Origin of the sequence: Paenibacillus periandrae (assembly GCF_022458865.1) — a bacterium.
Taxonomy (GTDB): Bacteria; Bacillota; Bacilli; order Paenibacillales; family NBRC-103111; genus Paenibacillus_S; species Paenibacillus_S periandrae.
In genome coordinates, this window is the sequence record NZ_JAJNMU010000023.1 from 22888 (window position 1) to 37905 (window position 15018).

The 15018-nt window shown below is 43.9% G+C and carries 9 protein-coding genes and 1 pseudogene; 1 reads left to right on the plus strand and 9 read right to left on the minus strand.

The features are described 5' to 3' along the window. Positions 1 to 7: 7 nt before the first annotated feature. The 3 genes from LRL21_RS32500 to LRL21_RS32510 all read right to left on the minus strand — a co-directional run bounded on the left by LRL21_RS32500 (position 8) and on the right by LRL21_RS32510 (position 3104). A complete protein-coding gene (locus tag LRL21_RS32500) occupies positions 8 to 1363 on the minus strand; it encodes a dipeptidase (RefSeq protein ID WP_240419951.1) in 1356 nt (451 codons plus the stop codon). 102 nt (positions 1364 to 1465) lie between these two features. Further along, positions 1466 to 1624: a hypothetical protein gene (locus LRL21_RS32505; RefSeq protein WP_240419952.1), complete on the minus strand. Its 159-nt coding sequence runs from the start codon at positions 1622 to 1624 to the stop codon at positions 1466 to 1468. Between the two features lie 604 nt (positions 1625 to 2228). Continuing rightward, complete coding sequence (locus LRL21_RS32510; protein ID WP_420832520.1) at positions 2229 to 3104, minus strand: MBL fold metallo-hydrolase; 876 nt, start codon at positions 3102 to 3104, stop codon at positions 2229 to 2231. 123 nt (positions 3105 to 3227) lie between these two features. Between LRL21_RS32510 and LRL21_RS32515 the strand changes: the two are divergent. After that, a pseudogene (locus tag LRL21_RS32515) lies at positions 3228 to 4280 on the plus strand (zinc-dependent alcohol dehydrogenase); the annotation flags it as partial. Between the two features lie 531 nt (positions 4281 to 4811). Here LRL21_RS32515 and LRL21_RS32520 read toward each other — a convergent pair. From LRL21_RS32520 to LRL21_RS32545, 6 genes are all read right to left on the minus strand, one after another. Further along, positions 4812 to 7052 carry an AraC family transcriptional regulator gene (locus LRL21_RS32520; protein WP_240419954.1) on the minus strand — a complete coding sequence of 747 codons (2241 nt, stop codon included), beginning with the start codon at positions 7050 to 7052 and terminating at the stop codon, positions 4812 to 4814. A gap of 224 nt (positions 7053 to 7276) precedes the next feature. Then, a complete protein-coding gene (locus tag LRL21_RS32525) occupies positions 7277 to 8440 on the minus strand; it encodes a Gfo/Idh/MocA family protein (RefSeq protein ID WP_240419955.1) in 1164 nt (387 codons plus the stop codon). Positions 8441 to 8502: 62 nt separating this feature from the next. Continuing rightward, positions 8503 to 10014, minus strand: a complete 1512-nt coding sequence (locus LRL21_RS32530; RefSeq protein WP_240419956.1) for an extracellular solute-binding protein — start codon at positions 10012 to 10014, stop codon at positions 8503 to 8505. 29 nt (positions 10015 to 10043) lie between these two features. Then, the gene (locus tag LRL21_RS32535; protein WP_240419957.1) at positions 10044 to 10925 is read right to left on the minus strand and encodes a carbohydrate ABC transporter permease; all 882 of its coding nucleotides are present in this window, start codon (positions 10923 to 10925) and stop codon (positions 10044 to 10046) included. Between the two features lie 13 nt (positions 10926 to 10938). Further along, a complete protein-coding gene (locus LRL21_RS32540) occupies positions 10939 to 11844 on the minus strand; it encodes an ABC transporter permease (RefSeq protein WP_240420090.1) in 906 nt (301 codons plus the stop codon). Between the two features lie 1174 nt (positions 11845 to 13018). Beyond that, positions 13019 to 14563, minus strand: coding sequence for an S-layer homology domain-containing protein (locus tag LRL21_RS32545; RefSeq protein ID WP_240419958.1), 1545 nt, complete (start codon positions 14561 to 14563; stop codon positions 13019 to 13021). Between the last annotated feature and the right edge of the window lie 455 nt (positions 14564 to 15018).

A 15018-nucleotide genomic window follows, 5' to 3' on the forward strand; every position in this document is an offset into this window, starting at 1 on the left:
TATCAGTTTAAAGCCGTTTCAAAAAAGAAACAATCGTTAACAATCCCTTGTCGAAGTTCTCCAGATTAAAATGCTCATTAGGTGCATGTAGATTCTCATCAGGCAGGCCAAAACCCATCATAACGACGGGAGCCTCTAATACACGAGAGAACGTCTCAACAATCGGAATTGATCCGCCATCCTTAGTGAACAGAGCACGTGTGCCATACACTTCCTCATAGGCGTCAGCTGCCTTTTTCAGCACTGGGATGGACGGGTCCATGTTGAAGGCACGAGCTTTTTCACCGCGCTTCACAACAAGCTTCGCTCCTACTGGAATATGTGACTCCAAATGAGTAACAATGCGATCCAGCACTTGGGATGGATCCTGGTCACCGACAAGACGGCAGGTGATCTTGGCATGTGCTTCCTTCGGAATGACTGTTTTGGTACCCTCGCCTTGAAAACCGCCATACACGCCATTCAGCTCAAGAGTCGGCCTCGCACCAATTCGCTCCACAAAAGAATAGCCTTCTTCCCCGTACAATGCTTCGAGTCCGAGTTTAGCTCTCAATTCTTCTTCGTTATGATTTTGCTTCTTAAATTCCTCCCGCATTACTGCGGAAAGCTCTGGAACGCCTTCGTAGAAGCCCTCTATTGCAACTCGCCCTTGGTCATCATGCAAAGTAGCCAGCAGAGAAATCAGAGCGTGAAGCGCATTAGGCACACCCCCGCCGAATGAACCGGAATGCAGATCCGTATTGGCTGTATTTATCGCCACTTCCAGTGAGCATAATCCCCGCAGGCCCGTGGAGATAGCAGGCTTTCCTTTGGCAAGGAGAGAAGTATCAGATATAAGAACAACGTCTGTAACCAGCTTGTCCGCATTGGCTTCCATGAAGGCAGGCAGGTTAGGACTGGAGATTTCCTCTTCTCCTTCAATACAAAACTTCATGTTCACTGGGAGTCCGTGTTCTTGACTAAGAAGCGCCTCGGTTGCTTTCAAATGCAGGAAGAGTTGCCCTTTATCATCAGTTGCACCACGTGCATATAACTTGTCGTTGCGGATAGTCGGCTCGAATGGAGGAGTCTCCCAAAGATTTAGCGGGTCGACGGGCTGCACATCATAATGGCCATAGACGAGGACTGTTGGTTGGCCTGGCGCATGAATATAATCAGCATATACGATAGGATGTCCTGCTGTTGGATGTACCTCTACGTTCTCAAGACCCGCCTTCTTCAAAGTAGCAGCAACCCATTGGGCAGCTTCATTGACGTCATTCTTATGAGTGGACAAGGCAGATATGCTCGGTATGGCTAGAAATTGCTTCAGTTCATCTAAATGCTGTTCTCTCTTGCTTTGAAAATAAGATTCATAGCTCATCGAAAATAGACCTCCTAATACGTTAATAGCTTAAGTATACGTCTAATGAGCAATAAGTAAAACATTATGGGCTATCGGGAATATTAATTGCGTGCACCGGGCTCAGAAATTGTGATTGTGACTAATATCGGTCGCCTGATCCGATGTTTTCGTCATAAACGGATCATCGAAACCGATGCTATATTGGACCCATACATTCTGCGATTCGTTTACGTCAATACCGTCGTTCTCACCCATATCAAAGCGGTTGAATATTTTCATGTTTTTAAAAGCTAAAACGTTGGACATCGCCGGGATCACAGCTCAAGAGCTGATTCTCGTAATAACGGCCCGTCGAAGGTGAAGTTGGTAGTGCCTATCGGAACGATAATATTGCTGGCAAAATTCTGGCTCACTGCATATTTTCCGTTTCACTCAATGGTGCCGCGGCCATAAATCTACACATTATTCGCGCCGGTCTGCGTATCCACCAGGTGACATCACGATTCTGGGAACCTTTATCCCAATTAAATGTGTAGTCGGACTTCACACCAGAAAACCCGCGCACAGAGCCAACTTGCAGAATCGCTCTTCAACTGCAAATTGCCAAAGTCAGTTCCTATAGTTCTGATAGCTTTTTTGTACGTGACTTCGGATAATTCACTATTCATTATGTATACTCCGTCGGGAATGTAATAAGGTTCTTGGCATTTATAGGAAATGTAATAATGATGTTGACTTCCAACATAAATTACTTGGCTATCTTCAAATTGCACTGGCAGAATGCCTAAACCAACCTGTTCAGCACTTTTCCTCTGTCACTTTTGGGATGGCTAAGCTTAACCGGTTTATCGGCAAAATTAGTGCACCCTCTAATGAAGTTACCCTAATGGGGTTTCTTTGAGTTGGCCTTGTCATTTGCAGCTTGTTTGATTGTATCCACATAACGACCATACTCGGGAACGGCCATTTGTACGAATTCGGCTGCCAACAATGATAAACCGCTTGCTAATTCTTCACCGTACAAGGGCACTCCATGACCAGTAATGGATGAACTTGGCTTTAAAGCCTCTAGCTTTCTAACGGATTGCCACGCCTCCTGCCAATCGGTTGTAAAGTAAACTGGCGGACCAGTTAACTGTTTCTTTTGTGTCAAAACCTTGTAAAGTGAGTCCTGCTCTACCGTTACGAAAGCATCTCCTGCAATGAGGAACCTATCCTCATCTCGAAATAGCGAGATATGACCGGGTGAATGACCCGGCGTATGAATCCAACGCCATCCAGACATTCCAGGGATACTTCCATCGGAGGGCAAGGCCCGGATATGGTTTCCCAAATTGATTAGTTCATTTGGAAACCAGGGTGATAGCTTTGCCACTATTCCGCCTTCGACGGAACCGTCAGCTTCTGGATAGCTCGCCTGCCCCGTTAAATAAGGCATTTCTAGCTCATGGGCATATACGGGCACGTTCCAAGCTTTAACAAGATCAACAACAGCGCCAACGTGATCGAAGTGTCCGTGTGTTAGAATGATTGCCTTTGGTGTATTATTTTCCCCAAAACGTTTTTCTACCACTTCCATAATACGTTCAGCTGATTGCGGCATACCCGTGTCGACTAGAACCCACTCTTCCCTAGTGCCCACCAAAATAATATTTACGATCTGAATGGTGTAGCAGAATAAATCTGTGCTAACCTCTTCTCCCATGCCACTTCTAACGGAAGTCATCGGTATGTAACTATCTGCCCATGTATCATCCATATTATTGAACCGAAATTCTTCCAATTTTGAGACCCCCACATTTACTTGTCTTTTTAATTCCTCGTTATTATGTCCAATTCGGCTTAATGGCTATAACTAGAATATATGATGATTATTTTCTACATAATAATACGAATTACTAGTACTGCCATCTGTGGTTCTGATTTGCATTTATATAAGGGGAATTTCCCTCTACCCGAAGGTTATATCATCGGGCACGAGCCGATGGGTATCGTAGAAGAAGTAGGACCTGAGGTGATACGTGTCAAAAAAGGAGATCGAGTCGTTATTCCTTTTAACGTTTCTTGCGGTCAATGTCATTACTGTACACACGACCTGGAAAGCCAGTGTGATAACAGCAATCCGCATTACGATTCGGGGGGATATTTCGGCTATTCGGAGAAATATGGAGATTTCCCTGGTGGGCAGGCGGAATATCTAAGAGTACCATTCGGGAATTTTACACCTTTTGTTATTCCCCCATCCTGCGAATTAGAAGATGAATCGCTGCTGTTCTTATCGGATGTCCTACCTACAGCCTATTGGAGTGTGGAAAACTCCGGTGTAAAAGAAGGAGATACGGTTATTGTGCTTGGCTGCGGTCCTGTCGGGCTGATGGCTCAGAAATTTGCTTGGATGAAAGGTGCTAAACGCGTTATAGCCGTCGACTATTTGCAATACAGGCTGCAACATGCAATAAGCATCAATAATGTGGAAACGTTTGACTTTACGAAGCAGGACGATATGGGCGAACATTTGAAAGAAATCACGCACGGTGGTGCAGAGATCGTAATCGACTGTGTAGGAATGGATGGAAAAAAATCGCCCCTTGAGTTCATTGAGCAGAAATTGAAGCTACAGGGCGGGACTCTTGGACCGATCCAGATTTCCACCAAAGCAGTTCGCAAATGTGGAACCGTCCAACTCACAGGTGTTTATGGCGGTAATTATAATATGTTTCCGCTTGGGGCATTTTTCTCAAGAAATATTACACTTAAGATGGGGCAGGCTCCCGTAATTCACTATATGCCGGAGCTTTTCACTAAAATCATGAACGGTGAGTTTGATCCGAAAGAGATTATTACTCACCGTTTGCCTCTGAACGATGCTGGCCATGCTTACCAGATCTTTAATGGACACGAAGACAGTTGCATCAAGGTTATCTTAAAGCCCTAGTCTTTTTCTCATTAGCATCTGGAGAATTAAGTATAATTGCTGATTATTTCGTTGCTTTAATGGCGAATTATTCCATTCAAATTGATAACATTACTTTAGCTTTTTTAATGACAACATTGTTTCTTTGCAAATCAATATGTTCTGATTACGTGCTAAACTCCAAAAAAATATTATCTACGATAACGCAAAATCCATGATGAAAAATGTAAGGGCACACCATGAATTAAACTTGAAATGGCTTCATGAATTACTAGAACAATAAGCGACCCAGTGAATGAAACGACGCGCAGCCCGATGAAACTTGATGAGGTTCTGTAGATGAAACGGGGTCTGGCCCACTCGCCAAAAGCAATGCCCGCAGAAGCTCCAAGTCACCATTTTCTTGACAGATCTTAAGAAGGGCCGTTGGGGCCCTTCTCTTCTTTAGCTCTGAAATAGTACCACCACTCATACGAGGCGTCCCTGTTTTAGTCTAAGGCCAAATATAGCCTCTAGAGGAATATTTACAGTTTCATATTATTTTGGCATCACTTACTTTATTTTTTGCTGCTGTCTAAATTGGATAGGAGTCGTTCCAAATACCTTCTTGAACGTTGTGAAGAAGTGGCTTTTTGTTTGGAAACCAGCCTGTTCTGCAACTTCCGCTACAGTTAAGTCGGTACTTAAAAGAAGCTCTTTTACACGGTCCAAACGCTGATTTGAAATAAAGTCCGATATTGGGCAATCCATCCATTCCCTAAACACGGCCCGAAGATAACTGACTGAGACCGATGTATGATCGGCTATGGAATCCACACTCAGTACGGGGTTATGTAGATTATTTCGAATATAATGAACGGCTTCTGTAACAATTTCTTCTTTTCGGTTATTAGTTGACCGCTGCTTTAAATCGTTAACAATTTGATGCAGGAACGTTTCAATCCAAAGGAATGCTTCATTTAAATGATGGAATCGATTTAGTGTATGCTCAATTCCTTCCATTCCTTTTACAGTATTTAACTTTTTAAAATTTTTCATCAACTCATATATTAAATGTATAAGCTGCATTTTGCATTCCGAATAAGTCATTCCCTTCATATCCCCAGCCAACTGATCCAAATATCCTTTAACAGCTAGCAAATTACCGATACGCACAGAAGCAACGAGTTCTTTTATCACATCCTCATCAAGATAATTAGGTCTATCCTCAAACTGCTTTAAATCACTCTCCGAATATACACGGTCATTGCCATCAATAAAATTAAGCATGGATGCCTCCATAACCAATTCATAGCTCTGGAGCAGTGCTTCATCCGAAGCCATCGGATCGCTAACCGCTGCAACAACTCCGATATGCAGCCATTGGTCAATATTTGATTTGATCTCTTGAAGCATGGCATCGATTTTTTCTTTCTTCTTCGTGTCAGGGAATATCAGAACAGTGTGATCGATTCCAATATCGATTGCTTCTCCGGCTATGCCATATTGTCTCATGACCTCATTAGCTATATTGCCCATCGCGTACTTCATTAGCTTTCTTGAGGGAAAATCATACTTATCACAGAATGCAGCATAAAACCGGATCCTTAAAACCGCTAGTCGGATCGAAACCGCGGCAAGCACCGGTATTTCTTGAAGCCATTCTTTTCTATAACCTTCCGAAAGCGAGCCGCTTAGTATCCATTGACGCAGCCGCTCCTCCTTGATTAATGATTTACTATCTTTGATAGAACGATCCATCTGCTCCACTTTGTTAATAAGCGATTCGATACCGGTAGTAATGCTCACTGTGGTTTCCACTGTGTTGGAAGGGACATAGGGCTGACCGATACGCGCTTGAATAGCTTGCAGCATAGTGCCTATAGGGCGTATATTGGTTCTGGAATACCAATAAAGTAACATCCAGATAATCAGAACAAGCAGACTGAAGCAAAGTAAAATCGTCCATCTGGTGACGGAAATACTTTGGTTTAGCGTTTCAAGCGAGGTTAGATGAAAGATCTTCCAACCTGAAGTACTAAGCGTCTGATAACGTAATGACCACTCCTTGCCATCAACCGAAAAATGAGTTTTCCCTAAGTTACCGTCTAAACTGAATGTTCTTACCTGCTTGAGCATTTTATCCGAAATATTCCCCAGCATCAATTCCCCTTCCTCGTTCAGTATGAACACATCATTCGCGATTTGCTTATTCATTTGCAGGATGTACTGCTGGAGCTTTTCCTTATCCAGCAGCACCGCCAATTTACTGTTGTTCTCCCCTCTATCAATTACATCTCGCACAACCAGTAACAAATAGCTTTTGCCCTGAATCTCGTAATTTCGCAGGTTTAGTTTTTGACTCTTTTCCGATCGAGCTTGTTCAAGAATTTCCTTGTTCTCCTCGTCAGTTAAATGAGTCAGGCCTTTATCCGAAGCGTAAATACGGTTAATGTTGGGATTAATCACGTATACGGACTGAATAAACGGCTCAATACCCAAGTAATCCGTCAAACTCAATTCCATTGGCTTAAAAACCCAATAGTCGACTTCCGAAGCGGTCATCCAACTGTTTACATTCTGATCTCGAAAAATACGGACGGAATATAATTTAAGTTTCCGCAGCGTGTAATCGGTGTTGTCCTTAACTTGCGCAATTCGCTGCAGAGTCAGGCGGTCAATTTCAGTTACTGCATTATTAGTCAATTGCCTAGTTAAAATATAGGAAAATATATAAATGGTCACAGTGAATGCTAAGGCCATATATAAAAACATGCGTAAATGCAATTGCTGCGGTAGCAGATGACGAAGCATTGTCAACCCCCCTTGTCGTCGATGAATCTTATTGAAGCCGCTACTTAGAAACTTATCTTCTTAATCTAAGGGTATTCCTCCGTATGCCTATCGTCAAGTTTGTTTTTGACCGGGAATAACTAAAAACCCTACGGATCGTAAGTGATTTGCAATCCGCAGGGTTCTGAACGCTATGATTTGTCAATCCTCTATCCTATTAGAAAAGATAGTTTTCATATCTTCTTCTACAGCTGCATGATTGGCGGTTTAACATACTTCGATGTATGTATCAATTCCTTAAGCCTGTTTTCATAAGCATCGGCGTCCATGGGCAATACAATCTTACTTTCAGTGAATGAAGATTGCATAATGGCGTTGGCTAAGGTCAACCCGTTGATCCCTTCTGTACCGTGAGCTACTAAGTCGCCACCTCCATTTTGAATAGCGTTAATAAACTCTTCGATAACAACGAGATGCCCTTTAGGCTTAGTGATATCTACAGGAATTTCTGTATACCAGCTCTCAACATTACCGAATTTACTTTTCGATTCCAGAATAAAATCAAATACGGACATCTGATTTTGATACATGACAATCTTTTCATTCTCATAAACCAGCTTGCCGTGTTCTCCTACAATTTCAAAGCGGTTTGTTCCGGGCGTCTCAGCGGTGGTTGCAATAAAATGTCCAATCATTCCATTCTCATGTTCAAAGTAGGCTGTCACTTCGTCTTCGACTTCAATATTGTGATATTTCCCGATGTTAACAAAGCCGCTGATCTTCGCTGGCATTCCGAATAACCACTGATAAAGATCCATATTATGTGGACATTGGTTGGTGAGAATTCCCCCGCCTTCTCCGGCCCAGGTCGCCCGCCAGTCGCCGCTATCGTAATAAAACTGCGGGCGAAACCACTGCGTATTGATCCAAGTAACACGAATCAGCTTGCCGAGCTTTCCACTTTGGACAATTTCCTTTAACTTCTTATGAAACGGATACGTTCTTTCCTGAAACATTATGGCAAAAACAAGCTCAGGGTAAGTTTCTTTAGCGCTTTCATAGGCAGCTATCATGTTCTTCGCATCGTTTAAATGCACAGCGATAGGTTTCTCGCAAAGCACGTGAATACCTCTGTTAAATGCATCGATAGCAATCGAAGGATGATCATAATGGGGTGTCGCCACCGTAATAGCTTCAAGACCCGGTTGATTGAGAAGTTCTGTGTGGCTATAATAAGCCGGTATTTGCAGCTCCTCGGCAAATTTATCAGCTCTGTCCTTAATTACATCACAAACACCGACAATCTCGACCTTTCCGGCCGTCTGCAGCTGCCGTATATATTTGATATGGCCCGATCCCATTGCCCCTACTCCAACCACGGCTATTTTTACTTTTTTATGAATAGTCATTTCTAGCTCCTCCTCGGATTAAACGAATGCTCGAATGTATTGAATAAAGGCGGGCAGCATTATTATTTGGTTGAATTTCTCTTTACGTATGACTCTGACATCTCCTGAACAATTTTAGTAAAATTCGGTTCCGTTTTTAACTGGTTGACAAACGCATCCCATTTTTCCATCGGTTCCTTGCCCATAACCACTTGTAGCTTCATATCGGTAATTTTTTTGTTGTATTCCGGCCAGAACTTAATCCAGGCCTCGGAATCCACACCGACCGACGGATCATTGACCGCACTTTTTGCCCGCTCATCCATTATTTTTACATGTCGGTCATAGTACTCCTTCGGAATTCCCGGAACATACGCTTTTAGATATTTGTTGTAGCTAAGGAAAATTTGACCAAACGCTTGTTGGGATACATTGTCCTTTACAGCCTGTTCCGTAGGGATTTTAAAGCCGTCTTTTTCAACGTAATGAACGTCTTTAAAGCCGAAATTCGCAAGATCCGATCCTTCAGCGGAAGCCCCGTAATCCATGAACTCCATAATTTTCTTCAACTTCGCTTCAGGAACGGTCTTGGGAATCAGAAACATTCCAAAAGAGCCGATTTCTGTCTCGCTCACTCCGTTTAATGAAACAATCGGCTCCATATAAGCGTCAGGCTTTTGCTTTCTAAGCTCGGCTGTTATATTCCAAACCTGATCTATGGCTTGTGTGGCGACACCTGCCTTCCCTGCCTTTAACATATCCAAGATTTGACTCGGTTTAAGCATCAGGAAATCTTCGGGAATCAGCTTTTCTTTATACAATTTATTGGCGTACATAAGCGCGTCTTTTTCTGTTGATAAGTAAATAGTAGGAACCAGCTTTCCATCCTGCACTTTCCAGTCGCCTATAGTTTTATTAAAAACGTTCTCGAAAGTTCTTATATTTAAAATGACTCCATACGTATCATTTTTCCCGTTTCCGTCGGGGTCGTTATTGGTAAATGCCTTCATCGCTTCGTAGAGTTCATCCATGTTGGTCGGCATTTTTAAGCCCAGTTTATCAAGCCAATCTCTGCGGATGCTTATCCCGTTCTGGCCATAGACCGGTCTTACCCGGGGTATACCATAGTTATGTCCATCCGCGTAGGCCAGGTTTTTCCAGGTTTCTTCAGGAAACTTTGCTAAATTCGGATAATTTTTATACAAATTGGTCAGGTCCCAAAAGGCTCCTTGAGCAGCCATCCCCTTAATAACCGATGAATTGAGCGGGTCGGTTGTCAAGATTAAATCCGGCAGCTCACCGGAGGCCAACGTCACATTTAATTTATCCGTATAGTTGTTGGATGATGTCCAGGCAATGTTCAGCTTGGTATTCGTCCGTTTTTCGATTTCTTTTATTATTGGGTTGTCTTCTGAGGGTGGTTCTTGCGAATAAAAGGACGACAATATGCTGATTTGAGTTGGTTTCCCCTGTTTTCCCCCCTCTTGTTCCACTGAATTTGCTTGTTCTCCCCCGCCTCCTCCGCATGCAGCCAACAATAAAGCTAATGAGACTTGCAAGGAACACCCTTTAATTACTGTATTTTTCTTGCTCATACATTTACCTCCATTTGTAATTTTTATATTCATTCCTTTACAGAACCTACCATGACGCCTTTGGCGAAATGCTTCTGCAGGAAAGGATACACCATAACAATAGGTACTGTTGCCACAATAACTGCGGCCATTTTAAGAGTTTCCTGAGGCAAGGTTTGCTCGGAGGAAATTTGTTGCGCTAATTCCCCGCCTACGCTGGTCGATGAATCGATAAGCATATGCTGCAGCAATACTTGTAAAGGCCACTTTTTGAAATCGTTCAAATAAAGAATCGCGGAAAAAAATATGTTCCAATAAGCAACGGCATAAAATAGACCGAAGGCCGCCAGAGAGGGCAAAGAGATCGGCAGGATCACTCTCATCCAAATTCCTAAATCGTTGCATCCATCGATATTGGCCGCTTCTTCCAAGCCGGGTGGAATGTTATCGTAAAAGCTTTTCATAAGAAATGTATAATAAGCTGTTGTCAGTACCGGCAGGATTAGTGCCCACATGCTGTTGATCAACCCTAAGTTCTTCACAAGCAGATACGGCGGGATGATACCCGGGTTAAAAAGCATCGCGATCACAATAAGCATTAACATGACTTTTCTTCCCATCAATCTTTTCCTCGATAAGGCATAAGCAAAGCTTGAGGTTACAGCAAGACTCAATACAGTGCCGACTGTAGCTAAAAAGGCGCTATTTCCCATCGCTCTAATAAACGTATTGGTTGACAGCAGGTATTGATAATTAATTAGCGACCATTTCTCCGGGATCAGGATGAGACCGGCAGTCCGGATGTATTCAGAGGGGTCGGTAAAGGATATAACCAGAATGTAAAGGAATGGCAGGATCGTCGCCACTCCAGCAATAATAAGTATGGATACAACGGCTGTATCAGCTAATCTAATGTTCAATTTATTGTTCAATGTCCCTACCCCCTCAATATAGGCCTTCCTTGCCGTATGTCCTAGCCAATTTGTTAGCTGCGATTACCAATATAAGTCCTACAATAGACTTAAACAATCCCACCGCTGTAGTGAAGCTAAACTGACCATTTTGTATGCCCATCCTATACACGTAGGTTTCGAATACATCGGCAACATCCGTCACTGCACTGTTCATCATTAGATAAACCTGCTCAAAGCCTACATCCAGAACATGGCCCATTCTTAGGATTAATAATGTAATAATTACATTTTGTATGGCAGGCATTGTGATATGCTTCATCTGTTGGAGTCGGTTAGCCCCGTCCATCTTAGCCGCTTCATAAAGCGCAGGATCGACCCCGGCTATGGCTGCCAAAAAAATGACGGTGCCCCAGCCTGCTTCCTTCCATATGGACTGCAGGGTCAGCATCACCCAAAAGTAATTTTCATTCGTTAAGAAGCCTATCTTAGAGTAACCCATCATGTGAATTACACCATTTACAATGCCTCCGGATTGGGAAAACAACAGGAACGTGATCCCCGCAACGATCACCCAGGAAAAGAAATGTGGCAAATATACGATGCTTTGGATTGTTCTTTTGAACTTGCTGTTTCTTGCTTCATTGAGAAGCAAAGAAAGAATGATAGGCGCAGGGAAGAAAAAAACTAAGTTTAAAACACTAATGACCATTGTATTTCTTAATAATTTCAAGAATTCGCTGCTACTGAAAAACCTCTCGAAGTTGTCGAAGCCCACCCACTTACTATGCAGGATTCCTTTAAACGGCGAGTACTCCTGAAAAGCAATTATTACTCCGCCAATGGGAATATACTTAAAAATCAAAAAATACAATATTCCAGGTGCGGCGAGAAGATATAAATATTTGTCTCGTCTAAGACGGGTCAGGACAGTATTTATCTTCCCTTTTTTAACAGAATGAAATTGTGTTAAATGCTTATCTCCTAAAGCAGTTTGTTGCAAACCTCTTCACCTCTCTTTAATAGTTAGAACCAAAAGCAGTTGATGCAGCCCCACAATGAAGAACTATGCACATCGTATGTTAACTTTCATTTGTTGTATAGTTCTTATTCTCATCCAGCAGTTCTATTCATGGTTCTCCACTTAATTATCAAGTCCTTATATTAACTTTCGGCACATTCGTTTACTAATAACTGTACATTCATCACCTTCAAATAAGTGTTATTACATAACGAACAGCCCTCAATTGAGATCAGGTTGGGGGCTGTTCTGACAGTATGCTCGGCATGAACGATAACTAGGCGGTGAAGGTCCGTTACAGCCTTGGCAGTAGGAACTGTTAGTTAAAGGTAAGGCTTGCTGTGAGAAGTCAGCCGACGCCATAGTGCTCTAGCCGCGAAAGCTTTTAGCGGAAGGGCTGAACAATTGTAAGTTTCGAGTACAAACTGGAAGGAGGGTCGATGCGATGAGAGCAGAATACCGAAAGGGCTGCCAGCAAAGGGATAGCGTAGAACGCGAAGAGCATGTAGCATCGAAGCTCGGAAAGGTAGAGAAAGAGACGGTGCAACCGATCTGATGGGAACGCATACTGGGGAGAGACAACCTGATCCAGGCGTACTTGTTCAAATAACCGACCGAAAGTCGAGCTCCAACCCATCAAAGTCGTAGCTCTCTGCCAGCTCGCGAAGCAATCCGAAATATAGTCACGCACCTCGTTGATCATATAATTGAACGGAGTTCCGCTTCCTTACGGCTCGATCCAGTATTGGGGATCCTCCTGCCATCTCCGATCAATTTGAGATTCCCATAGAATCGTACTCCACGCTAACGGACAGCACATCAGGGCATCGACTTGCGTACCCTCCAAATAGCTCCAACGCCGTAACTTCACTTGTGATACGAGATACCTCTTGTCCTGATATCATAGCGCCTGCTCCAGAAGAATATTCTCGTAGCAATATTTCAGATTTATTACTAGTAAACGGAGCCCGCAAATTCGCGGCACTCCGTTTCTTGTTAAATATTTGTTAATGTTTGCTCATGATCAAGCCCATAATGCAGTTCAGTGGTTCTAGCTCGATATTTTAAGCGTCAATCCGTGCTTTTCCAATCACTAAATTAACTTGGATTTTTGTAGAAGCCGTTGAATAATAGTTACAACCTCTGCCCGAGAGATGTTATCATTCGGCGCCAACCGGCCGCCGTTTCTGCCTGCCACAACTCCTGCCTGCAAGCAATCCGCAATCCCGCTTTTCGCCCACTCCGATACCAGCTTCGCATCTGCGAATGACATCAGCAGCTTCTCTGTATCTGCAGACGAAAATTTGTCTTTAAGTCCGGTTAGCGTCATCGCTCTTGCGATGATGGACATGGCCTGTTCCCGGGTAATGCTGTCATTCGGACGGAACGTGCCATCTTCGAATCCGCTGATCAGATTATACGCGTAGGCAGTTTGCACCACACTGCTGTACCAGTCTGATGACTTTACGTCTGTAAATCGCGCGGCGCCATCCCCCTGTTGAATACCTAATCCTCGTACCATAATCGCCGCAAACTCCGCACGCGTAATCGCTTGATCAGGAGCAAACAGGCCTTTGCCCTTACCATTAATAACCATGCGGGAGCCCATATCGTTTACAGCATTTCTCGCCCAGTGGTTCTCAACATCATTAAATGCCAGAGGGTGCCAGATCACGGAATACGTGCTGTTCGTCAAACTATTAATTTTGGCATAGTAGGTACCGTCAATCTTATTAACTGCCGTCGGTACATGACAAACGGTTCCGTCCTTTTCTACGACAACGCCTGTTGTGATTCGATTCGGGTCTACCCCAGCAGGAATGGCAATGGTTCGTTCCACATAAGCGTTGAACTTGGAAATTTCAATCGTCTTATCCCCGTATACACCAGTAACTGTGAAATTGTACGTTGGAGCAATGATCGTAAATTGTCCTTGTGCTGCCGAGTTTTCTACGAGTTGCGCAGTTTCTTCTGTAGATTTGGAAATCTCAATCCTTATTTTAATATCTTGCAGGTTCACGCTCTTGCCTAATTGCTCCGATATGGCATCGATGTTAATCTGTTGTGCAGGCAGCGTATACGATGCTTGCTCTGTTTGGATGACGACCAGCGCCTGCTTATGCTCCATGTTCTTGACCATCTGTCCGGTCAATTCTACGATCAAAACGGCAGAGCTCGTCTTCACCGGAATGGTAATCACCGCATGCTGACCTTCCGCTGCCAGCCTGTCGTCCAGCTTCTTCGCATCAACCGCAACCGTTGTAACGGATCGGTCATTGACTATGGTTGTGGTGGCGATACCTGCATGTTCAACTTTCCCGTTCACATAAACTTCAACCATGTTGGCAGGTGTAGCAGGTGCACTGCTTCCCCCGCCGCCTCCGCGGTCTCCTCCGTCGTCTCCTCCGCTCTCTCTAGGAGAGGCTGATTTCCCGGTTACCAGGCTTGTTGCTGTCTTGCCGCCGTCTTCCGTCGTGACGGTTATCGTTGCCGTTCCCGCTGTCTTTGGCGTCACCACACCCTTCGCATCAACAGTTGCGACGTTTGCATTGCTGCTGCTCCATGTGACTTTCTTATTGGTCGCATTACTCGGATATACCGTTGCCGTGACGGTTGCCGCACTTCCTCCTGCCGCCAAGCCCCACCATTCCGAAAAGCAATGTACGGTGTTCCATCCCGTGCAATCTTAACCGATAGGAAGCCAGCAGACGTACCTGTAAAACCTGCAGATCCCACGTACTCCCAGCTTGTCCCATTGAACTTCATGACTGATTCTTCATAATCTTTTTCTATATCCTGATAGGCTACGTAAGGTGTTCCATCAGGAGCAATCGCCAGCGATATAAATGCATACAGACTTTCGTTGAATCCTGTTTTTGCAAATGCCTGCCAACTTAAACCATCGAACTTCTTAACTGTTACTGCGTTATAACCGTTTCCATCCTGATACGCTACGTATGGCGTTCCATCAGGAGTTATCACAAGCGAAATGGAATCAGCCAGGCCTGTAGAGATGCCTCCTGCACCTCCTACTGGCTCCCATTGCGCCCCATTAAGCTTCATCACCATTGCTTTTCCGATTAGGAGATCTTG

Coding starts and splice junctions, on each gene's coding strand:
- LRL21_RS32510 (WP_420832520.1), bottom strand. CDS start 3,104: ATGGATGATACATGGGCAGATAGTTACATACCGATGACTTCCGTTAGA.
- LRL21_RS32530 (WP_240419956.1), bottom strand. CDS start 10,014: ATGAGCAAGAAAAATACAGTAATTAAAGGGTGTTCCTTGCAAGTCTCA.
- LRL21_RS32525 (WP_240419955.1), bottom strand. CDS start 8,440: ATGACTATTCATAAAAAAGTAAAAATAGCCGTGGTTGGAGTAGGGGCA.
- LRL21_RS32505 (WP_240419952.1), bottom strand. CDS start 1,624: ATGAAAATATTCAACCGCTTTGATATGGGTGAGAACGACGGTATTGAC.
- LRL21_RS32500 (WP_240419951.1), bottom strand. CDS start 1,363: ATGAGCTATGAATCTTATTTTCAAAGCAAGAGAGAACAGCATTTAGAT.
- LRL21_RS32520 (WP_240419954.1), bottom strand. CDS start 7,052: ATGCTTCGTCATCTGCTACCGCAGCAATTGCATTTACGCATGTTTTTA.